Raw genomic sequence first — 22,116 nt, forward strand, 5'->3', positions numbered from 1 at the left:
CCGCCGGCCGGCGTCAGCCGAGGCCGGCGGGTGTCTGGATCACTGCTCGGGTGCCAAGCGCAGTTCGTCGTTCAGACGGTAGTAACTGCGGTTGAAATAGACCAGGCCTTCCGTGGCCTCGCTGTGTTGCTGCAGCTCGAGGATTTCACAGTAGAAGATGCTGTGGGTGCCGACCTCGTCGACCTTGCTGACCCGGCAATCGAGGCTGACCAGCGCCTCTTCGATCACCGGCGAACCGGTCTTGAGGGTCTGGCAGTTCACGCTGGAAAAACGCTCCTGCATGCTCAACTGCCGATTGGCGAACGCCCCTGATGTCGACTGGTGATCACCGGTCAGGACGTTCACGCACAGCACGCCATTGGTCTTGAAATGCTCGTGGTTGGACGACGAGCGATTGACGCACACCAGCAGCGTGGGCGGTGAATCCGTCACGCTGCACACCGCCGACGCGGTAAAGCCGAAACGCCCCGCAGGGCCATCGGTCGTGACGATGGTGACGGCACTCCCCAGCATCGCCATTGCATTACGAAACTCCGTTGAATCAACCATCGCGTCACCTCATTCCATGTAGGTTTAATGGAGCCGATCCGTTCTTCCTTGTCCGTTGTCGTTGTGCGAAAACGGGTATCGGGCAACACGTTCGCTCTGGCGATATAGTACGTATGTATACGTACCTTGCAAGCTATTCCTTGTGCTTATTTTGCGGTCGATACGCTCGACAGGCATTGCTGTTGCGCCTGTTCAAGGCTGGCCTCCAGCGTGCTCAATTCCTCTTGCTGTCGGGTGAGTTTCAGCAGCTGCGCCGCGATTTCCTTTTGCTTGTCGGCAATCGCGCGGCGGGCTTTTTCGTAGGGTGACAATTCCGGTTGGCCGGCGAAGATCGCCTGCAATTCCCTGAGGCGAAAACCCAGCGCCTGCGCGCATTTGATAAAGCTCAGCAGTTCGACCGTCTGCGGGTCGTAGACCCGGTATTTGCCCTGGCGCGGGGCCTCGGGCAGCAGGCCGATCGACTCGTAATGGCGGATGGTCTTGATCGTGGTTCCCGAACGCTGTGCGGCCTGGCCGATGTACATGTGCAAATCCCTTTTCTCCGTCAGCGGGCCCGAGCAGCAATAGCGGAAAACTCAATGGCGGGCAATCGATCCGGCCTGCTTCAGCCAGGTTTCGCGCTGATGGTCGCTGGCGCCGAGCACCGGCCCGAAGGTCAGTGTCCGGCGTGGTTCGATACCGCAGAACGCCAACGTGTTTTTGCGCACCTCGTGCAGGCCGGGCATGCGATAGATCCAGCGGTAATACCAGGGCGGGGTGTCCATAGTGACCAGCAGGTGGGCGCTGCGACCATGCAGGAGTTTGTCGGGGAACGCTTTGCCCTGGCGGTACTTGAAAGCGAAGCCGGGGAGCAGGACCCGGTCGAAAAAACCTTTGAGCAGCGCCGGAATCCCGCCCCACCAGATCGGGTACACCAGCGTCAGGTGTTCGGCCCACAGCAGGTCGGCCTGGGCCTGGAGCAGATCCGGTTCAAGGGTCTGAACCTGACGGTAACCTTTGCGCAGGATCGGATCGAAATCGAGCTGGCCGAGGGCGATTTCCCGTACTTCGTGCCCTGCCGCGCGAGCTGACTGTGCGTAGCGTCCGGCCAGTGCCGCGCAAAAACTTTTGCTGGATGGATGGCCGAGAATCAACAAAATCCGCTTGCCCATCATGAATGCCCCTGAGGAAGAAACCCCAAGGGTAAAGTCTGCCCCTCAGGGCAGAGTCAAGGTGTCGAGCAGGGCGCGGGCATAGGTGGGGAGGGCGGCGAAGTCGCGGGCGCACAGCAACAGTTTGCGCCTGGCCCAGCCTTCATTCATCGGCAGGGTCTTGAAGGCTTGCGGCGCGGCACGCTGAACCGCCGCCAGCGGCACGATGCCCAGACCGGCACCGCGGGCCACCATGCGCATCACCCCGTCGAAACCATCGGCGCGGATACGGATCTGCATCCGCGAGCCGCTGTGCAGTGCCTGTTCTTCCAGGTACACCGCCAGAGCACTGTCGACGTGCAGCCCGACAAAGTCGTGGCGCAGGGCGTCGCTGAAGCTGACTTCGGTCGCGTCAGACAGTGGGTGTTCCAGCGGCAGAATCAGCATCAGCGGATCATCGCGAAAGGCTCGGGTCTGCAAGTCGGTGGTGTCGATCGCGTCGGACACAATGCCCAGATCCGCCGCGCCCTGACGCAAGGCATGGGTGATGCGGGCACTGGGCAATTCCTGCAGATCAATGTCGAGGTTTGGGTGCTCGCGCAGGAAATCCGCCAGCACCTCCGGCAGGTATTCGCTGAGCGCCGTGGTGTTGCACAGCAGACGCACCTGGCCTTTGACGCCGCGCGCGTATTCGGCCAGATCCTGTTGCAGGCGTTCGGCCTGTTGCAGCAACACCCGCGCATGTTGCGCCAGGGCTTTGCCGGCCGGTGTAGGCGTAACGCCACGGCGCCCGCGCTCAAGAAACTCGGTGCCCAACGAAGCTTCCATCGCCCGGATCCTCGCACTGGCCGCCGCCAGCGACAGATGACTGCGAGCGGCGCCGGCGGTGATGTTGCCGCTGTCGATGATGTGCAGGTACAGGCGCAGGTCGGTGAGGTCGAAGTGCATGGGACAGCCTCAATATCAGTGGTGTCAGTCCTGACGCCTTCGCGGGCAAGCCCGCTCCCACAGGTCCGATGTCGAACACAAGTTCTGCGTACAACACAAACACTGTGGGAGCGGGCTTGCCCGCGAAGAGGCCAGTGGCCGCGAAGAATTTACAAGCCTCTTGTACAGGTAGAGGCTGCCTCAGTGTATGACAGATTTTCAGTTCACCCGCGCAGGCGCAAAGTGTGGCGATGAACGCACTCGCAGATTTCTATCAAAACCTCGGTCTGGCCCTTTCATTGCTGGTGATTTCGACCTTCGTCGTCGCCGGTCTGATCAAAGGCGTGATCGGTCTCGGCCTGCCCACCGTTGCCATGGGTTTGCTCGGTCTGGCTATGGCACCGTCGCAGGCTGCGGCGTTGCTGATCATTCCAGCGACCCTCACCAACGTCTGGCAACTGGCGTTCGGCGGGCACTTGCGGGGATTGGTGAAACGCTTGTGGCCGATGCTGCTGGCGATCTTTCTCGGCACGGCCATGGGCACTTTGTGGATCGGCATGGCGGGCGGGCATTGGGTCGTGCGCGGGCTCGGCGCGGCGCTGTTGCTCTATGCGCTGAGCGGATTGTTCCTGCCGACGCTGAGTGTCAGTCGCCGCCATGAACCGTGGCTCGGTCCGCTGTGTGGCGTGATCACCGGCGTCATTACTTCGGCCACCGGTGTGTTCGTGATTCCCGCCGTTCCGTACATGCAGGCCCTGGGCTTGAGCCGCGATGAGCTGGTGCAGGCGCTGGGCCTGTCCTTCAGCGTGTCGACCCTGGCACTGGCCGGTGGATTGCTCTGGCGCGGGTCGCTCGGTGGCGCGGAGTTGAGCGCCTCGCTACTGGCGCTGATCCCGGCGGTGCTCGGGATGTTGCTCGGCCAATGGCTGCGTCAGCGCATCAGCGCCGTGCTGTTCAAGCGGGTGTTCTTCATTGGTCTGGGCGCGCTCGGCGCCCATCTGCTGATCAGCGGCTAGCGGACGAATCGCTGAGCATTTCAATCGGGCGGATATCGAAATCCCGCTCCAGATACTCCATGCGCTGGGCCAGGAATTGCTGCATGTGCGGCAGGTTCGAGTGCACGTCCAGATGCGCCTGGCTTTCCCAGATCTCGTAGAAAATGAACAGGCTCGGGTCTTCCTTGTCGCGCAGCATGTGGTACTCGATGCAGCCGGGTTCGGCGCGGCTCGGTTCGACATAGGCGCGGAAAAATGCTTCGAAGGCCTCGGCTTTTTCCGGGCGGGTCTTGGCGTGCAGGATGAAACCCTGGCGTTCGCTCATCGCAAAAAACTCCATTCAGATTTAGATGGCGGTCAATCCTACGGCAACAATCGGCATTCGATTCGTGCGTTTTACTCAAATGAATTTTGCGCAACCGGTGCTTATTCCGCGCGAGGCGGATCGCTAATCTGCCGCCATTGAATTTTTCCCCTTCTCCATCCAGCGCTCTGCGCTGCGCATCGGAATCCGATCGAGGCTCTCCCATGAAAAAAGTGCTGTTGCTCAATGGCGGTAAAAAATTCGCCCACTCCGACGGTCGCTACAACACCACCCTGCATGAAGCGGCGCTGAGCGTGCTGGATCGTGGCGGTGTCGACGTCAAGACCACCTTCATTGACGAGGGTTACGACATCGCCGAAGAAGTCGCCAAATTCCTCTGGGCCGACGTGATCATTTATCAGATGCCGGGCTGGTGGATGGGCGCGCCGTGGACCGTGAAAAAGTACATCGACGAAGTATTCACCGAAGGCCACGGCAGCCTCTACGCCAGCGATGGCCGCACCCGTTCCGATTCGTCGCAGAAGTACGGCAGCGGCGGTCTGATCCAGGGCAAGCAATACATGCTGTCGCTGACCTGGAACGCACCGCAGCAGGCGTTCGATGATCCGACCGACTTCTTTGAAGCCAAAGGCGTGGACGCCGTGTACTTCCCGTTCCACAAGGCCAACGAGTTTCTCGGCATGACCGGCCTGCCGACATTCCTCTGTGTGGACGTGATGAAACGCCCGAACATCGAAGCGGATGTGGCGCGCTACGAGCAGCATCTGACCGAGGTGTTTGGCCTCAAGGCCTGACGCTCGGCTACTATCGAAGGCCTGAGCTTGCGCTGCAGGCCTTTCGATTCGAGGACACCCGTGAAAGCCAGATCCGATGAGTTGCAGATTTTCGTCTGCGTGATCGAATGCGGTTCGATCTCCGCCGCCGCCGAGCAGGTCGGACAGACGCCGTCGGCGGTCAGCCGCACGCTGTCGCGGCTGGAAGCCAAGCTCGACACCACGCTGATCAACCGCACCACCCGGCGCATGGACCTGACCGAGGAGGGCAAGTATTTCTTCGAACAGGCCAAGCTGATCCTCGACCAGATGGATCAACTCGAAGAGCGCCTCTCTTCCCGTCAGCAGACGCCATCAGGACGGTTGCGCATCAACGCCGCATCGCCGTTCATGCTCCACGCCATCGTGCCGTACATCGACGAGTTCCGTCGGCTGTACCCGGACATCCAGCTCGAACTCAACAGCAATGACCTGATCATTGACCTGCTGGAACAAAGCACCGACGTCGCCATCCGCATCGGCACCCTCGCCGATTCGACGTTGCATGCTCGTTCGCTGGGTTGCAGTCCGCTGCTGATCGTCGCCAGTCCCGCCTATCTGGAAAAACACGGCGCGCCGCTGCAAGTGGCCGATCTCAGCGAACACACCTTGCTCGGCTTCACCCAGAACGAAGGCCTCAACCAGTGGCCGCTGCGTTACGTGCACGGTGACCGCTGGCCGATCACTCCGGCAATCAGCGCCTCCAGCGGCGAGACGGTTCGCCATCTGGCGCTGGAAGGCCAGGGCATTGCCTGCCTCTCGCACTTCATGACCATCGACGACATACGTGCCGGGCGGCTGAAGGTGTTGCTGGCGGAATTCAACAGCGGTTATCGCCAGCCGATCAACGCGGTGTACTACCGCAACTCGCAGCTGGCGCTGCGCATCCAGTGCTTCCTCGACTTCATCCAGAGCAAACTGGCGGCTTACGCCAGCGCCGATTTCAAAGGCTGATTCGTGATCCCTGCGCAACAGTGATTTGGTTGTGGGCGGGTTTTTCCACCGAGCTCGGCGGTCGATACTCGTTGCATCACTTACTCACGCAGGGAGTTTCTCCATGAACGTATTCGTCACCGGCGCTGCCGGTTTTATCGGCGGCTCCATCGCCACCGGTCTGGTCCAGGCCGGCCACACCGTCACCGGTCTGGTACGCAGCGCCGAACAGGCCAATGAGCTGAAAGCACTGGGCATCACCCCGGTAATCGGCACCCTCGACGACAACGCATTGCTGGCCGAACAGGCCCGCGCCGCCGACGCCGTGATCAACGCCGCCAGCAGCGACCATCGCGGCGCGGTCGAAGCCTTGCTCGATGCCCTGCGCGGCTCGAACAAAGTGTTCCTGCACACCAGCGGTTCGAGCATCGTCGGCGACGCCTCGGGCGGCAAATCCAGCGACGTCATCTACTTCGAAGACAACCTGCCGGAGCCGACCGTCGACAAGGCCGCACGGGTGGCCATCGACAACCTGATCCTCGCGGCAGCGAAGGACGGTGTGAACTCGGCCGTCATCTGCAACACCCTGATCTACGGCCACAGCCTGGGCGTCAATCGCGACAGCGTGCAGTTGCCGCGTCTGCTGAAACAGGCACGTAAAAGCGGCGTAGTGCGTCACGTCGGCACCGGTCAGAACATCTGGTCCAACGTGCACATCGAAGACGTGGTGGCGCTGTACCTGCTGGCCCTGACCAAAAACGTCCCGGGCACCTTCTACTTCGTCGAAAGCGGCGAAGCGTCGTTCATCGACATGACCACCGCCATGGCCCAGGCCCTGAACCTCGGCGAGCCACAAGACTGGCCGCTGAAAGACGCCGAAGCCGAGTGGGGCTACGAAATGGCCAACTACGGCCTCGGCTCCAACAGCCGCGTACGCGGCAAACACGCCCGCGAACTGCTGGGCTGGGCGCCGAAGCGTACGTCGGTGGTTGAATGGATTCGTAACGAAATGGTGTGAGTCCACGCTGAAAAGGTGACGCCCCAAGACCGGTGGAAGCAAGCTTGCTTGTTTTCACCGGTTTTTTGTGCCCGAGGATCATGAAAATCCCACCCCTCGATTTTCATTATTCGCGACAAGACATATCCAAAAGCGACAACCCTTATCCCTCCACGAAAATTACTTTCACTTCGTTTGAAAACTCGATCTCGAAATGATTTATGAGTTTCACAACCCATTCGAACGTGACCCTTTCGAGGAGTACCGCATGACACCGTCCTTCGGCTATTGGCTGCTGGTCTACGCCGCCGTTGCCATCATCGCCCTGATCGTTCTGATCGCCCGTTACCGGCTCAATCCGTTCATTGTCATCACCCTGATTTCCATCGGCCTGGCGCTGGTGGCGGGGATGCCGCCGTCCGGCGTGGTGGGGGCGTATGAGGCCGGGGTGGGCAAGACGCTGGGGCATATTGCGCTGGTGGTGGCGCTGGGGACGATGCTCGGCAAGATGATGGCCGAGTCCGGCGGGGCCGAGCAGATGGCGCGCACGCTGATCGAGCGCTTTGGCGAGAAGAACGCGCACTGGGCGATGGTGTGCATTGCGTTTCTGGTGGGGCTGCCGCTGTTTTTCGAAGTCGGTTTCGTGTTGCTGGTGCCGATTGCCTTTACCGTGGCGCGGCGGGTTGGCGTGTCGATCCTGATGGTCGGTTTGCCGATGGTCGCCGGTCTGTCGGTGGTGCATGCGCTGGTGCCGCCGCACCCGGCGGCGATGCTGGCGGTGCAGGCCTATCAGGCGTCGGTCGGGCAGACCTTGCTGTATGCGATTGCCATCGGCATTCCGACGGCGATCATTGCCGGCCCCCTGTACGCCAAATTCATCGTGCCGCGCATTCAGTTGCCGGCGGATAACCCGCTGGAAAAACAATTCCTCGAACGCGAACCTCGCAACAGCCTGCCGGGTTTCGGCATCACCATGGCGACCATTCTGTTGCCAGTGGTGCTGATGCTGATCGGCGGCTGGGCCAACCTGATTTCCACGCCGGGCAGCGGCTTCAATCAGTTCCTGTTGTTTATCGGCAACTCGGTGATTGCGCTGTTGCTGGCGACGCTGTTGAGTTTCTGGACGCTCGGCATTGCGCAGGGTTTCAACCGGGAATCGATCCTCAAATTCACCAACGAGTGCCTGGCACCGACCGCCAGCATTACCTTGCTGGTGGGTGCTGGCGGCGGCCTGAACCGGATTCTGGTGGACGCCGGCGTCACCGATCAGATCGTCGGCCTGGCCCACGAATTTCACCTGTCGCCGTTGATCATGGGCTGGTTGTTCGCCGCGTTGATGCGCATCGCCACCGGTTCGGCCACCGTTGCCATGACCACGGCTTCCGGCGTGGTCGCGCCAGTGGCCATCGGTCTGGGTTATCCACACCCGGAACTGCTGGTGCTGGCGACAGGCGCGGGCTCGGTTATCTTTTCCCACGTCAACGACGGCGGCTTCTGGTTGATCAAGGAATACTTCAACATGACGGTGGCCCAGACGTTCAAGACCTGGACGGTGCTGGAAACCCTGATCTCGGTTGTCGCTTTTGCCCTGACCGTCGGTCTTTCTTACCTGCTGTAGTCGGAGTTATCCGCCATGGACATCCTTTATCAGATCCGCGCCCGTCAGGATTCCTTCAGCGCCGGTGAAGGACGCATCGCCCGTCTGATGCTCGACGACGTAGGATTTGCCGCCTCCGCCAGCCTCGAAGAGCTGGCCCAGCGGGCCGAAGTCAGCACTGCCACGCTGTCGCGCTTCGCCCGCACGGTCGGTTGCCGCGACCTGCGCGACCTGCGCCTGCAACTGGCCCAGGCCAGTGGCGTCGGCAGCCGTTTCCTCGACCCGGCGGGCACGCCCGAACAGTCGGCGTTTTACGGGCAGATCGTCGGCGATATTGAAACCACCCTGCGCCAGCATCTGGCGGCGTTCGATGAATCGCGCTTCGTCGATGCGGTGAAACTGCTGGGCCAGGCGCGGATGATCCACGCCTTCGGCATCGGCGGTTGCTCGACCCTGTGCAGCGATGAGTTGCAAGTGCGGCTGGTGCGCCTCGGCTACCCGATTGCGGTGTGCCACGACGCAGTGATGATGCGCGTCACCGCCGCCAGCCTCAGCGCCGAGCAGGTGGTGATCGTCTGTTCGCTGACCGGCATCACCCCGGAGTTGCTGGAGACCGTAGCGCTGGCGCGCAACTACGGCGCACGGATTCTCGCCATCACCCGCGCCGACTCGCCGCTGGCGGAACTGGCCGACATTGTCCTGCCGCTGCAAGGCGCCGAGACCTCGTTCATCTACAAACCGACGGCGGCACGCTACGGCATGCTGCTCGCCATCGACGTGCTGGCCACCGAGCTGGCGCTAGCCAATCCTGAAGACAATCAAGAACGTCTGCGGCGGATCAAACTCGCCCTCGACGAATACCGTGGCGGCGACGATCACCTGCCGCTGGGAGACTGACATGCTGTACGACACCCTGATTCGCAACGCCCTGGTCATCGACGGCAGCAACAGCCCCGGTTACGCCGCCGACGTGGCGATCCTCGATGGCCGCATCGCGCGCATCGGCGACTTGGGCGAGGCCCGCGCCACCGAGGAAATCGACGCCGCCGGGCGTGTGCTGGCGCCGGGTTTCATCGACGTGCACACCCACGACGACACCGTGGTGATTCGCCAGCCACAAATGCTGCCCAAGCTCAGCCAGGGCGTGACCACGGTGATTGTCGGCAACTGCGGGATCAGTGCGGCACCGGTCAGTTTGCGCGGCGATCCGCCGGATCCGATGAACCTGCTCGGCTCGGCGGCGGCGTTCGTTTATCCACGTTTCAGCGATTACCGCGCGGCGGTCGAAGCGGCCAACACCACGCTGAACGTCGCGGCGCTGGTCGGCCACACGGCGCTGCGCAGCAATCATCTTGATGATCTGTTTCGCACCGCCACCGACGATGAAATCAGCGCGATGCGCGAACAGTTGCGTGAAAGCCTGGAGGCGGGCGCCCTTGGTTTATCCACAGGCCTGGCGTATGCGAGTGCGTTCTCCGCATCCACCGATGAAGTCATGCAACTGACCGAAGAACTGAATGCGTTCGGCGCGGTGTACACCACGCACCTGCGCAGTGAATTCGAACCGGTGCTGGAAGCAATGGACGAAGCCTTCCGCATCGGGCGTCACGCACGATCACCGGTGATCATTTCCCACCTGAAATGTGCTGGCGCCGGTAATTGGGGCCGTAGTCCGCAGTTGCTCGCCTCGCTGGAAGAGGCGGCGAAAACTCACCCGGTCGGCTGCGATTGCTATCCGTATGCGGCGAGTTCTTCGACCCTGGATCTGAAGCAGGTCACCGACGCCCACCGCATCACCATCACCTGGTCGACGCCGCATCCGGAAATGGGCGGTCGTGACCTGATGGACATCGCCGCCGAATGGAACCTGTCGTTGCTCGACGCCGCCAAACGCCTGCAACCGGCGGGTGCGGTGTATTACGGGATGGACGAGAACGACGTGCGCCGGATCCTCGCTCATCCGCTGTCGATGGTCGGCTCCGACGGCCTGCCGGAAGACCCGTTCCCGCACCCGCGTCTGTGGGGCGCTTTCCCACGGGTGCTCGGACATTTCAGTCGTGATGTCGGGCTGTTTCCGCTGCACACCGCCGTGCACAAGATGGCCGGTCTGTCGGCCGCGCGTTTCGGCTTGAAGGAAAGGGGCGAGATTCGTGAAGGGCACTGGGCGGATCTGGTGTTGTTCGACCCGGCGACCGTGCGTGACGTGGCGGATTTCAACGAGCCGCAACGTGCCGCCCAAGGCATTGATGGCGTGTGGATCAATGGCGTGTTGAGTTACCGCGACGGTCAGGCCAATGGCCAAAGACCAGGACGGTTCCTGGCGCGCCAGGGTGATCTGCGCGACGGCTTTCGTTGAATTTTGCTGACTGCGTCACGGTGATGGCACATTGCAATTAAAGAAAGCCATCACCAAGCCGAATTGCTGACATCCACCCCGGCTACACTCTGGGGCCAATCAGTCAGGGAGCAACCCATGAGCTTCGGCAAAACCACCCCGATCCTGCGGATTTTCGATGAAGCCAAGGCCGTGGAATTCTACGTCGACTTCCTCGGCTTCAAGATCGATTGGCAGCATCGTTTCGAACCCGGTTTCCCGTTGTACCTGCAAGTCTCGCGCGGCGAGTGCGTGCTGCATTTGTCCGAACACCACGGCGATGCGACACCGGGTTCTGCCCTGCGGATCGAGACCGATGAGCTGGAGGCGTTCCAACAGCAGTTGGTCGCCAAGAACTACAAGTTCTCGCACCCGGGCATCCAGGCCATGCCGTGGGGCAGCCAGGACATGACCATCGCCGATCCGTTCGGCAATCGTCTGGTGTTCACCAACGCGATCAGTCTCTAGCTGTCGTTCGCTACCCGGTGAGTCTGCCGAAACTCACCGGGCGGCATGCCGCGTCGGCTCTTGAAGGTGCGGTGAAACGAGCGCGGTTCGGTGAAGCCCAGATACTGGGCGATGTCCTGAATCGGCAAGGTGCTGTTGAGCAGATAATGCTCGGCCAGTTCCTGACGCAGCTCGTCGAGGATCTGCTGATACGAGGTGCCGGCCTGATGCAACTGGCGTTGCAGGGTGCGCACCGAGACGGCGAGATGTTCGGCCACCTGTTCCTTGCGCGGCAGACCTTCCTTGAGCAACTGGCGCAGGATGCTTTTCACCCGCTGTTCGAGCGACGCATCCTCCAGCGTCGCCATCAAACTCTGCGCGTGTTCTTCCAGGGTGCGCAGCAAATGCGCATCGGCCTGACGCAATGGCAACTGCAAATACGGCAACGGCACGACCAGCGCTGAATACGGCTGATCGAACAGCACCGGGCATTCGAAAAACTGTTCGTACTGCGCCTGCGTGGTGTCCGCCGGGATCGAGTGTTCCAGCCACACGGCGGCCGGCGACAGTTGGGTGTCAGCGATCCAGCGTGCGTATTGCAGCCAGGAGCCGAGCACGTTTTCCACCAGGTGCCGGCGAATCCGCGGGCGCTCAAAACGGCAGCTCCAGATCAGGTGCACGTGGCTGTCGTGCACCTCGGCGCGGCTGACGCCCATGTCGCCCACCAGTTTTTCGAACGGCATGATCCGGCTCATGGCGTCGCCCAGTGTCGCGCAATTCATGGTGATGTAGCCGAGCACGCTCCAGGAGTTGGGCAGCACAAAATTCGCGGCGTTGAGGCCGAACAGCGGATCGCCCGAGTGTTCGCAAAAGTAATCGAGCAACCGCTCATGGGTTTCACCCGGCAGGCGCAGGCTGTTGTCGCTCAGCTGTTGCGCCTGCAACCCGGCCGCCGCCAACGCAGGCTCGATGGCCAGGCCCAGATGTTCGGCATGGCGCAGGTACTTGAGCAGCGGCGGAACGGAGGTGAAGCCGAGCGATTGCATGACCGTATTCCCTTGATCGAGGCCGCCACGGGCGGATGAGCGCCCTGAAAGGTAATTTGAATCCACGACTAAAGTAAATGGCTGACGCTTGCGCGACGTTTGACTCAATTGGCTACTCGAACTGGCCGGATGCGACCGTGACACTTTCGGCCGGCTGACTAGTATGAGGGCCTGAAATCTCACTGATCAGACTGCACAGAAGGACACACGCATGCGACGCTGGAACGGCTGGGGAGATGCAACCACGGTGGTCGAACTGCCGGCCCAGGGCGCAAGTTTTCTCCATGAACGACTGGGGAAGGGGCGCGCGCTGCCCGATGCGACGCTCGAAGCGGCGCTGGCCCGCGTGCCGGTCTCGCGGCTGGCGGAACACGCCTTGTACAGCATCGATGCCCATGACCGTCTGCTGCATGCTCGAGGCCAGAGCCTGCCGGACTGGCTGGCGTTGCGCGAAGGCGCGCTGGGCAATTACCCCGACGCCGTGGCGTTCCCGGAAACCGACGAACACATCCGCCAATTGCTGGCGCTCGCCCAGGCGCAGGACCTGTGCCTGATCCCCTACGGCGGCGGCACGTCGGTGGCCGGGCACATCAACCCGCCAGACTCTGCGCGGCCCGTGGTGACGGTGTCCCTGGCGCGGATGAGCCGCCTGATCGACCTCGACGAACAAAGCCTGCTGGCGACTTTCGGCCCCGGCGCCAGCGGCCCGCAGGTGGAAAGCCAATTGCGCGCCCGTGGCTACACGCTGGGGCATTTTCCGCAGTCGTGGGAGCTGTCGACGCTGGGCGGTTGGGTGGCCAGTCGTTCCAGCGGTCAGCAGTCGCTGCGCTATGGGCGGATTGAGCAACTGTTCGCCGGCGGAACCCTGGAAACCTTTGCCGGGCCGCTGCAAATTCCAACCTTCCCGGCCTCGGCGGCCGGCCCTGATCTGCGCGAAGTGGTACTGGGTTGCGAGGGGCGTTTCGGGATCATTTCCGAGGTCAAGGTGCGGGTCAGCGCGCTGCCGGCCGATGAGCGTTTCTACGGTGTGTTTCTGCCCAGCTGGAGCAAGGCGCTGCAAGCCATTCAGCAACTGGCGCAAGCGCGGGTACCGCTGTCGATGCTGCGCTTATCCAACGCGGTGGAAACCGAAACCCAACTGGCGCTGGCCGGCCATCCACAACAGATCGCCTGGCTGGAAAAATACTTGAACCTGCGCGGTGCGGGGCAGGGCAAGTGCCTGCTGACCTTCGGCGTGACCGGCAATCGCAAGCAGAATGCGCTGTCCCTGAGCCAGGCCCGTCAGCATCTGAAAGCGTTCGGCGGTGTGTTCACCGGCACGCTGCTGGGCAAGAAGTGGGCGCAGAACCGCTTTCGTTTTCCGTATCTGCGGGAGAACCTGTGGAACGCCGGTTACGTGGTCGACACCCTCGAAACAGCCACCGACTGGAGCAACGTCGACAACCTGCTCAACCGGATCGAAAACAGCCTGCGCGATGCGTTGGCGGCGGAGGGGGAGCGAGTGCACGTGTTCACCCATCTGTCCCACGTCTACGGCGAAGGCTCGAGCATCTACACCACTTACGTGTTTCGCCCGGCGGCGGACTATCCCGCGACACTGGCCCGCTGGAAGGCCCTCAAACACGCGGCCAGTCAAACCGTCGTCGACAACCACGGCACCATCAGCCACCAGCACGGTGTGGGCAAGGATCATGCGCCGTACCTGCCGCGCGAAAAGGGCGAGCTGGCGATGGACACCTTGCAGGCGCTGAGCCGGCACTTCGACCCGGCCGGGCGCCTGAACCCCGGCACGCTGTTGCAGGAGTGACGGCGATGAGCGCGGACTGGAACGCCGAATGGCGCCAGCAAGTCCTGCCGACGCTGGCGGGTGAAACCTGGGATCTGATCGTCATCGGCGGCGGTATCAGCGGCGCCGGCATCCTGCGTGAAGCCGCGCGCCGTGGCTGGCGTTGCCTGCTGCTGGAACAGCGTGATTTCGCCTGGGGCACCTCCAGTCGGTCTTCGAAAATGGTCCATGGCGGTTTGCGCTACATCGCCAAGGGCCAGTGGCGCCTGACCCGAGATTCAGTGCGCGAACGCCAGCGTCTGCTCGACGAAGCGCCGGGGCTGGTGGAACCGATGAGTTTCATGATGCCGCACTATCGCGGCGGCTTTCCCGGGCCGCGAGTGTTGGGTGGTCTGCTGTCGATCTATGACGCATTGGCCGGGCGCCGCGATCATCGTTTCCATGATGCGCAGCAACTGCGTTATCTGGCGCCGGGCGTGAAAGAAAATGACCTGCTGGGCGGCACCTGTTTTGTCGATGCGCTGACTGATGACGCGCGGCTGGTGATGCGCGTGTTGAGCGAAGCGCGGGCGGACGGTGCGGTGGTGCTCAACGGTGTACGCGTCGAACATCTGCTGCGGGAAAACGGGCGGGTGTGCGGGGTTCAGGTCGAAGACTGCGAAGCCGGCGCTTCAATTCAATTGCGTTGTGGTGTGCTAGCGGTGGCCACCGGCGCCTGGGCTGAACGCTTGCGTCCATCCGAGGCGCCGCGTCAGTTGCGCCCGTTGCGTGGCAGTCATTTGCTGCTGCCGGGCTGGCGCTTGCCAGTGGCGCAGGCCTTCACGTTTATGCACGAGCAGGATCGGAGACCAGTGTTCGTTTTCCCTTGGGAAGGCGCCACGGTGGTCGGCACCACGGACCTTGATCACCGCGAGAATCTGGACCAGAGCGCGAGCATCAGCACCGAAGAACTCGACTATCTGCTGGCCGCCTGCCGACAGCAGTTTCCCGGCGCTGAAGTGACAGCAACCGACGTGCTTTCAACCTGGTCCGGCGTGCGCCCTGTGGTGGGCAGCACGGCAGGTGAGCATCAGGACAAACCGTCGAACGAAACCCGTGAACATGTGCTGTGGCAGGAGCCGGGTTGCGTCACCTTGGCCGGCGGCAAGCTCACGACGTTTCGCCCGCAAGCCATCGAAGTGCTCAAGGCCTGCGCCGACATGCTCGGTCGCTCTTTCGACGATGATGCCGCGCCGGTGTTCGCGACGGTACCGCCACTGGCGATTCCCAGTCTCAGCCCCGGCCAGTGGCGACGTCTGGCCGGGCGACATGGCCGGGACCTACCGAGGCTGGCGCAATTGCTCGCCGAACTGGGCCTCGACACCGTCGGCGCCACCGACACCTTGTGGGCGGAACTGGCTTTCGCCTGCGAGTCGGAAATGGTCCTGCACCTGGATGACCTGCTGCTGCGCCGAACCCGCCTCGGCCTGTTGCTGCCCTGTGGCGGCGCGGATTATTTCCCGGCCATTCGCCGACTCTGTCAGCCGCGACTGGGCTGGGACGACGAACACTGGCAACAGGAACAGCAACGCTATCAGGCGTTATGGCAACGCCATCACGGCCTGCCGGAAATCGCGCAGTGATGCCCCTCGAAGAGAGCTCCATGGACAACCACCCGAACAAGCATTACCTGCTGGCCATCGACAATGGCACCCAGAGCGTGCGCGCGCTGCTCTTCGATTTGCAGGGCAATCTGCTCGGCAAGGGCAAGGTTGAATTGCAGGCCTATTACTCGACGCAACCGGGCTGGGCCGAGCAGGATCCCGAATATTACTGGGCCAAACTGGGTGAGGCCTGCCAGCAGGTGTGGGCGCAAACCGGCATTGATCGTTCGCAGATCGCCGGGGTTTCTCTCACGACGCAGCGCGGCACGGTGATCAACGTCGATGCCCAGGGCAAACCGTTGCGCCCGGCGATTCTCTGGCTCGATCAGCGCCAGAGCCAAGTCGAAGGCGGGATCAAGGGGCCGTGGGGCTGGCTGTTCAAACTGGCCGGCGCGCAGGCTACGGTGGATTACTTTCGCGCCCAGGCCGAGGCCAACTGGATTGCCCGCCATCAACCCGAAGTGTGGGCGGCGACCGACAAGTTTTTGCTGCTCTCGGGGTTTCTCACGCATCGCCTGTGCGGACGTTTCGTCGACTCGGTGGGCTGTTGCGTCGGTTACTTGCCGTTCGACTTCAAGCGCCTGCGCTGGGCCGCAACCCGTGACTGGAAATGGCAGGCGCTGGCGGTGCGTCCCGAGCAACTGCCGACCTTGCACAAACCCGGTGAAACCCTCGGCCATATCAGCGCCGAAGCGAGCCGCCACACCGGCATTCCCGAAGGCGTCCCGCTGATCGCGGCGGGGGCCGACAAGGCCTGTGAAGTGCTCGGTTCCGGCGTCGTCGATTCGGGCACGGTGTGCCTGTCTTACGGCACCACGGCGACGATCACCAGCACCCGTTCGCGCTATCTGGAAATCGTCCCGTTGATTCCGCCGTACCCGTCGGCGGTGCCGGATCAGTACAACTGCGAGGTGATGATTTATCGCGGTTACTGGATGGTCAGCTGGTTCAAGAACGAGTTCGGCCTGCGGGAAATGCAGCAGGCCAAAGAGCAGGGCATCGAGCCCGAGCAACTGTTCGACGCGCTGGTCGATGCAGTGCCGCCGGGGTCGATGGGGTTGATGCTGCAACCGTATTGGTCGCCCGGTATTCGCGAACCGGGCGTGGAAGCCAAAGGCGCAATGATCGGCTTCGGTGACGTGCACAGCCGTGCGCACATTTACCGCGCGATCCTTGAGGGGTTGGCCTACGCCTTGCGCCAGGGCATGGAGAAAATCGAGAAGCGCTCGAAGATCTCCGTCACCCGTTTACGCGTCGCTGGCGGTGGTTCGCAAAGTGATGCGGCGATGCAACTGACGGCGAACATTTTCGGCCTGCCGGCGGAGCGTCCGCACGTCTATGAAGCGTCCGGTCTGGGCGCGGCGATTTGCTGCGCGGTGGGGCTGGGGCTGCACGCGGATTTCCCCACAGCAATTGCGGCGATGACCCGGGTTGGCGCGGTGTTTCAGCCGCAACCCGAGGCGCAGCAGGTCTACGAGCGACTGTACAAGGACGTTTATCTGCGCATGTATCGGCAGCTCAAACCGTTGTACCAGAGCATCCGCAAGATCACCGGTTACCCGGCCTGAACGAACAGCGCACGTGGCGCTATCGGAGAACTTTTCTGGTGAGATCGGACAGTGTCAGAGGCGGGGTCGATTGTTAGGCTCGATCCCCTCGGCACACATAACAAGAACCAGAAGCAATGAAGCTGATCTCCCTCCTGCTGCTTTGCGCAATGGCCCCCACGGCGTGGGGCTGGTCGAACCATACGGTGGGCAGCTACCTGGCGTTGCAGGATCTGCCGGCGTTGCGCGATGCGTCGCCCGTCGAAGTTGAGCCGCTGGAGCAGTTTCTCTCCGAGCAATATCCGGCCATCGTCGCGTTGCTCGATGAGCAGGAGCGCTTCGCCCGCGAGCATTTCAAGCAGTACCCGCCGCGCCCCGACAACCTCAAGTTGCCCGCCGCGCCGAGCGACAATCTGCGCCACGACTTTCTCACCGCGCTGCGGATCAATCCGCAGATTTTTCTGGCGATGGTCATCCAGCCGTTGCCGGGCAAAGACCTGCCCGAGCGCGAGCATCTGCAGGCCGATCAGGTCATGGTCGAGCAGACGCTGTCGCCGTGGAATCGCCAGCGTTTCATTCGTGTGAGCGACCACGAAAAAGTCGCGCCTCTGGCCGTACTGGCGAGCGCTGCCGACGAGCCGGATTACGGCCACGACATCAACCTGTTCAGCGACAACCCCGGCGAAGTCGCCGCGCTGTATGGCTTCGGCCCGCAGCCGTTTGGCGATGCGCGCTTCCAGTACAGCTCCCAGGCGCCGTTCCACATGGGCTTTTTCCATGAAAGCCCGGTGGTGTACGCGGCCGCCGAATTCCTCGAACGCAGCTGGCCGGACTGGCGTGCGTATCAGTACATGGGGCTGGCGCGACTGGCGTTTGCCACCGGCCATTCTTACTGGGGTTATCGCTTTCTCGGCTGGGGCCTGCACCACGTTCAGGACCTGACCCAGCCGTATCACGCCAAGCCGTTGCCGGGCGTCGAACTGCCGAGCCTTCTGCTGCTGGAGGGCAAGGCGCTGGCCGGTTTTGCGGAGGACAAACAGGCGTCCATCGAACGGGTCGCGACCCGCCACATGGAAGTCGAGAAATACCAGTCGACCTGGCTGCGCCGCGTGCTGCGTGCCGGTCAGTTGCATCCGATGCTCGACGCTTACGCCGATGCCGCCGGGGACGCGCGTTACCCGCCGTACTCCGTGGACTACCTGCGGGAAGTGGTGAGTGCTGAGTCGGTCGACGACTCCGCTGCCTTCGATGAAGCCATCGGCCAGTGGCTGGAAACGGCGCCGGTCACCAGCGATTTCAGCGCGGGCAATCAGTTGCAGCGCGAGACCTTCGAGCACCCGGAGCTCAATCAGCAACTGCTCCGGCTGCTCGGCCATTTCGGCGCCCACAGCCGGATTTTTGTCCGTGCGGGGCTGGCGCCATAAGCATCGCGGCAACACACAACAATAAGAACAGGGAAGGAGGAACAGATGATCAACACTCGATTGCGCCTGTCTGGCGTAGCGCTCCCCGGTGTCGGTTTGGCAGGGCTGCTGCAACTCTGCGCAGTTGATGCGGTGCAGGCCGCCGAGTTCAGCGTGCTGGACAATCAGGTCACCGGCTCGCTCGACACGACCTTGTCCTATGGCCGCTTGTGGCGGGTCCAGGGCCGGGACAAGACCAACGATGACGTCAACACCAACGACGGCAATCGCAACTTCGACACCGGGCTGGTTTCCGAGGTGTACAAGATCACTTCGGAGCTGGAAGCCAACTACCAGAACTACGGGATGTTCCTGCGCGGCACCGCGTTCTACGACACCCAGTTGATGGACAAGCGCAACGACTACTACCACAACAACAGCCCGTCGCAGCCGAGCCAGAGTTATCCCCAGGAGGACCGTTTCACCGGCCAGACCCGCGACATCGCCGGCAGCCGGATCGAGATGCTCGACGCCTACGTTCATGGCACCTGGGACGTCGCATCAATGCCGGTCACCGCGCGAGTGGGGCGGCAGGTGTTCAACTGGGGCGAGGGGATTTTCTATCGCGGCGGGGTCAACACCACCAACCCGGTGGACGCCGCGAAATATCGCTTGCCCGGCGCCGAGGTCAAGGAAGTGCTGATGCCAGTGGAGGCGGTCAGCTTCAACATCGGCCTGACCGACAGCCTGACGATGGAGAGTTTCTACCAGACCAACTGGAAAGAAACCCGCATCGATCCGGTCGGCACGTTCTACTCGCAGACCGACCTGTTTGCCGACGGCGGCAACACCGCCTACAACAACTTCAGCGGCACCGCGCTTGATACGCCGGTGCCGGGGTTCGGCAATGTCATCGGTCTGTACAGCGCGCTGGGCAACAATCCGTTGCTCGGCCCGGCGCTGAAGTCCACCGGCCTGTACGCCAACGGCGTGACTCCGGCCTATGGCAACACACTGAAAGTGGCGTCGATCGGCAAGGACTACAACGCGCGCAATGACGGCCAGTTCGGCTTCGCCTTCCGCTACATCGCCGAAGAACTCAACAGCACCGAGTTCGGCCTGTACATGGTCAATTACCACGCCAAGGAGCCGACCATCGCTGCCGACCTGGGCGGTTACAACGGCATCGACATGAATGCCCTGACCAACATGCTCTCCAGCGTTGCCGGCAGTCAGGCCGGGGCCCTCGCCAACGGGCTGGCGACTGCCGATGTGATGGGCAACATCCAGGCCCATCGGCGTTATGCCGAAGACATCCGCATGTACGGTTTCAGCTTCAACACCACGCTGGGCGAGGCTTCGGTGTTCGGTGAAGTGGCCTACCGACCGAACCTGCCCATCGGCCTCGCGGCCACCAACGATTTGATCGGCGATCTGGCCAACGGCGCTGCCGCAGCGGTGTCCGGCAAGACCATCAACGTCGGCGGGCAAATGGTCACCCTCGACAGCCAGATCAACAACGCCGAGCGGGTGGAAGCGTTCAACACTTCGCTGGGCAGCATCTACAACTTCGGCCCGACGCTGTCGTTCGACTCGATGTTCGGCATCTTCGAACTGGCCTCCGAGCACCTGCGCGGCAGCAGCCTGCAATACACCGCTTACGACGGCAGCAACCGCTACTACGCCGGTACCGGCAACACTTCGTATGTGTCCGGTGGCGATCGCGACGATCAGGTCAATCGCGATTCCTACAGCTACACGGTGATGTTCAACGGCACCTGGAACGACGTGTACGCCGGGGTCAACGTCTCGCCTTACGTCGTCTACAAGGACGACTTCAAGGGCAACAGCTACCAGGCCGGCAACACCATCGAGGGCCGCAAGGCCTACACGCTGGGGATCAAGGCCAACTACCAGAACAGGCTCGAAGCCGAGTTGCAGTACACCGAGTTCTACGGCGGTGGGCAGAACAACGGCATTCGCGACCGCGACAACGTCGGTTTCAACCTCAAGTATTTCCTTTGATATCCAGAACACCGGTGCCCCCTGTGGGAGCGAGCCTGCTCGCGATGAGGACGGCACATCCAGACGTTGTGTTGCCTGACTCACCGCCATCGCCAGCAGGCTGGCTCCCACAGGGGATTTGCTGGCTATGCAGACCTGGTTTTATTTTCGGAGAACGAACATGTTTCCTGCATCACGACTGACCAAGACCACACTAGCGTTGCTCTTGAGCCTCACCGCCGGCAGTACACTGGCCGCCATCTCGCCCCAGCAAGCCGAACAACTGAAAACCTCGCTCACCCCCATGGGCGCCGAGCGCGCCGGCAATGCGGCCGGCACCATTCCGGCCTGGACCGGCGGCATCACCCAGGCACCGGCCGGCTACAAACCCGGCCAGCATCACCCGGATCCGTACGCGGCGGACAAACCGCTGTTCACCATCACCAAGGCCAATCTCGACCAGTACAAAGCGCATCTCAGCCCCGGCCAGATCGCCCTGTTCACCAGCTACCCCGACACCTTCCAGATGCCGGTCTATCCCTCGCGCCGCTCCGGCTCGGCGCCGCAGTGGCTGTATGACAACACCCTGAAAAATGCGACCTCGGCCAAACTGCTGGAGGGTGGCAGCGGGTTCGCCGATGCCTATGGCGGCGTGCCGTTCCCGGTGCCCAAGGATGGCGTCGAAGTGCTGTGGAATCACATCACCCGCTATCGCGGCATCTACGTGGTCCGTCGCGCCTCCGAAGCACCCGTGCAGCGCAACGGCAGCTTCGCGCTGGTGACCTCGCAGCAGGAAGGCTTCTTCAACTACTACCGCCCGGGCGGTCAGTTCGTCGACCTGAAAAACATCCTGTTCTACTACCTCGCCTTCGTGAAAAGCCCGGCCCGCCTCGCCGGTGGTGCAGCGTTGGTGCACGAGACACTGGACCAGCTCAAGGACGCCCGCCAGGCTTGGATCTACGACGCCGGCCAACGCCGCGTGCGCCGTGCGCCGAACCTCGCATACGACACGCCGATCGCCTCCTCCGATGGCCTGCGCACCGCAGACGACACCGACCTGTTCAACGGCTCGCCGGACCGCTTCGACTGGAAGCTCAAGGGCAAGCAGGAAATCTACATCCCCTACAACAACTACAAAGTCGGCAGCCCCGACGTGAAATACGCCCAACTGCTCACCCCCGGCCACCTCAACCCGCAATACACCCGCTACGAGTTGCACCGGGTCTGGGTGGTCGAAGGCACACTCAAGCCAGGCTCACGGCATATCTATTCCAAACGCGTGCTGTTCCTCGACGAAGACAGCTGGGGCGCCGCACTTGTGGACCAATACGACGGGCGAGGGGAGCTGTGGCGCGTGTCGATGGCCTACCTGAAAAACTTCTACGACCTGCCCACCACCTGGAGCGCACTGGACGTATTCCACGACTTGCAGGCGCGGCGTTACTACGTGCAGAACCTGGATAACGAAGAGGCGTCCACCGTCGACTTCTCGCAACCGGTGCCGGAGGATTCGTATTTCATGCCTTCGGCGTTGCGGCAGCGGGGGACGCGGTGAGTGATTTGACTTAGCTGCATTTCCTTCCCTCACCACGCTGTGGAGA

Annotated in this window: 20 protein-coding genes; 14 read left to right on the forward strand and 6 right to left on the reverse strand. The window is 62.3% G+C overall.

Annotated elements, in window-relative coordinates; all coding sequences use genetic code 11:
• Positions 1 to 39 precede the first annotated feature (39 nt).
• From ABTV87_RS03665 to ABTV87_RS03680, 4 genes are all read right to left on the reverse strand, one after another.
• Entirely contained in the window at positions 40 to 549 is a 510-nt protein-coding gene (locus ABTV87_RS03665) for a flavin reductase (RefSeq protein WP_007953834.1), read from the reverse strand.
• A 146-nt stretch (positions 550 to 695) separates the two neighbouring features.
• Positions 696 to 1,073, reverse strand: coding sequence for a MerR family transcriptional regulator (locus ABTV87_RS03670; protein WP_258712852.1), 378 nt, complete (start codon positions 1,071 to 1,073; stop codon positions 696 to 698).
• Positions 1,074 to 1,124: 51 nt separating this feature from the next.
• Complete coding sequence (locus ABTV87_RS03675; RefSeq protein ID WP_433899013.1) at positions 1,125 to 1,700, reverse strand: NAD(P)H-dependent oxidoreductase; 576 nt, start codon at positions 1,698 to 1,700, stop codon at positions 1,125 to 1,127.
• A 45-nt stretch (positions 1,701 to 1,745) separates the two neighbouring features.
• The gene (locus ABTV87_RS03680) at positions 1,746 to 2,627 is read right to left on the reverse strand and encodes a LysR substrate-binding domain-containing protein (protein ID WP_258712854.1); all 882 of its coding nucleotides are present in this window, start codon (positions 2,625 to 2,627) and stop codon (positions 1,746 to 1,748) included.
• A 230-nt stretch (positions 2,628 to 2,857) separates the two neighbouring features.
• Between ABTV87_RS03680 and ABTV87_RS03685 the strand changes: the two genes are divergently transcribed.
• Complete coding sequence (locus ABTV87_RS03685) at positions 2,858 to 3,622, forward strand: sulfite exporter TauE/SafE family protein (protein ID WP_258712855.1); 765 nt, start codon at positions 2,858 to 2,860, stop codon at positions 3,620 to 3,622.
• Here the strand turns inward: ABTV87_RS03685 and ABTV87_RS03690 are convergent.
• Positions 3,612 to 3,926: a putative quinol monooxygenase gene (locus ABTV87_RS03690; RefSeq protein WP_085608002.1), complete on the reverse strand. Its 315-nt coding sequence runs from the start codon at positions 3,924 to 3,926 to the stop codon at positions 3,612 to 3,614. The genes ABTV87_RS03685 and ABTV87_RS03690 overlap by 11 nt on opposite strands.
• 203 nt (positions 3,927 to 4,129) lie before the next feature.
• Here ABTV87_RS03690 and ABTV87_RS03695 point away from each other — a divergent pair, with 203 nt between their 5' ends.
• From ABTV87_RS03695 to ABTV87_RS03725, 7 genes are all read left to right on the forward strand, one after another.
• A complete protein-coding gene (locus tag ABTV87_RS03695) occupies positions 4,130 to 4,720 on the forward strand; it encodes an NAD(P)H-dependent oxidoreductase (RefSeq protein WP_179692729.1) in 591 nt (196 codons plus the stop codon).
• A gap of 60 nt (positions 4,721 to 4,780) precedes the next feature.
• On the forward strand, positions 4,781 to 5,692 hold the full coding sequence (locus ABTV87_RS03700; protein ID WP_007953823.1) for a LysR family transcriptional regulator: 912 nt from the start codon (positions 4,781 to 4,783) through the stop codon (positions 5,690 to 5,692).
• 103 nt (positions 5,693 to 5,795) lie between these two features.
• Entirely contained in the window at positions 5,796 to 6,689 is an 894-nt protein-coding gene (locus ABTV87_RS03705) for an NAD-dependent epimerase/dehydratase family protein (RefSeq protein WP_115076469.1), read from the forward strand.
• A gap of 247 nt (positions 6,690 to 6,936) precedes the next feature.
• Positions 6,937 to 8,286 (forward strand): GntP family permease, encoded by a 1,350-nt coding sequence (locus ABTV87_RS03710; RefSeq protein WP_258712856.1) that lies wholly within the window; start codon positions 6,937 to 6,939, stop codon positions 8,284 to 8,286.
• Positions 8,287 to 8,301: 15 nt separating this feature from the next.
• Positions 8,302 to 9,162 (forward strand): MurR/RpiR family transcriptional regulator, encoded by an 861-nt coding sequence (locus ABTV87_RS03715; protein WP_258712857.1) that lies wholly within the window; start codon positions 8,302 to 8,304, stop codon positions 9,160 to 9,162.
• A gap of 1 nt (position 9,163) precedes the next feature.
• Positions 9,164 to 10,621, forward strand: a complete 1,458-nt coding sequence (locus ABTV87_RS03720; RefSeq protein WP_433899014.1) for an N-acyl-D-amino-acid deacylase family protein — start codon at positions 9,164 to 9,166, stop codon at positions 10,619 to 10,621.
• A gap of 117 nt (positions 10,622 to 10,738) precedes the next feature.
• A complete protein-coding gene (locus tag ABTV87_RS03725; protein ID WP_007953815.1) occupies positions 10,739 to 11,107 on the forward strand; it encodes a glyoxalase superfamily protein in 369 nt (122 codons plus the stop codon).
• Here ABTV87_RS03725 and gliR read toward each other — a convergent pair.
• Positions 11,104 to 12,132: an AraC family transcriptional regulator GliR gene (gene gliR / locus ABTV87_RS03730; protein ID WP_433899015.1), complete on the reverse strand. Its 1,029-nt coding sequence runs from the start codon at positions 12,130 to 12,132 to the stop codon at positions 11,104 to 11,106. The two genes, ABTV87_RS03725 and gliR, sit on opposite strands and share 4 nt — an antisense overlap.
• A gap of 211 nt (positions 12,133 to 12,343) precedes the next feature.
• On the opposite strand from gliR, the gene ABTV87_RS03735 reads away from it, so the two are divergent.
• The 6 genes from ABTV87_RS03735 (at position 12,344) to ABTV87_RS03760 (ending at position 22,070) form a co-directional block, all read left to right on the forward strand.
• Positions 12,344 to 13,939 (forward strand): FAD-binding oxidoreductase, encoded by a 1,596-nt coding sequence (locus ABTV87_RS03735; protein ID WP_433899016.1) that lies wholly within the window; start codon positions 12,344 to 12,346, stop codon positions 13,937 to 13,939.
• A gap of 5 nt (positions 13,940 to 13,944) precedes the next feature.
• The gene (locus ABTV87_RS03740) at positions 13,945 to 15,540 is read left to right on the forward strand and encodes a glycerol-3-phosphate dehydrogenase/oxidase (protein WP_258712861.1); all 1,596 of its coding nucleotides are present in this window, start codon (positions 13,945 to 13,947) and stop codon (positions 15,538 to 15,540) included.
• A 20-nt stretch (positions 15,541 to 15,560) separates the two neighbouring features.
• Positions 15,561 to 17,129, forward strand: a complete 1,569-nt coding sequence (locus tag ABTV87_RS03745) for an FGGY-family carbohydrate kinase (RefSeq protein ID WP_433899017.1) — start codon at positions 15,561 to 15,563, stop codon at positions 17,127 to 17,129.
• A gap of 116 nt (positions 17,130 to 17,245) precedes the next feature.
• Positions 17,246 to 18,532, forward strand: coding sequence for a phospholipase (locus tag ABTV87_RS03750; RefSeq protein WP_433899018.1), 1,287 nt, complete (start codon positions 17,246 to 17,248; stop codon positions 18,530 to 18,532).
• A gap of 45 nt (positions 18,533 to 18,577) precedes the next feature.
• On the forward strand, positions 18,578 to 20,536 hold the full coding sequence (locus tag ABTV87_RS03755; RefSeq protein ID WP_433899019.1) for a DUF1302 domain-containing protein: 1,959 nt from the start codon (positions 18,578 to 18,580) through the stop codon (positions 20,534 to 20,536).
• 160 nt (positions 20,537 to 20,696) lie between these two features.
• Positions 20,697 to 22,070: a DUF1329 domain-containing protein gene (locus ABTV87_RS03760; protein WP_258712865.1), complete on the forward strand. Its 1,374-nt coding sequence runs from the start codon at positions 20,697 to 20,699 to the stop codon at positions 22,068 to 22,070.
• Positions 22,071 to 22,116: the final 46 nt, after the last annotated feature.

Origin of the sequence: Pseudomonas sp. PSE1(2024) (assembly GCF_050990555.1) — a bacterium.
Classification (GTDB): domain Bacteria; phylum Pseudomonadota; class Gammaproteobacteria; order Pseudomonadales; family Pseudomonadaceae; genus Aquipseudomonas; species Aquipseudomonas aphyarum.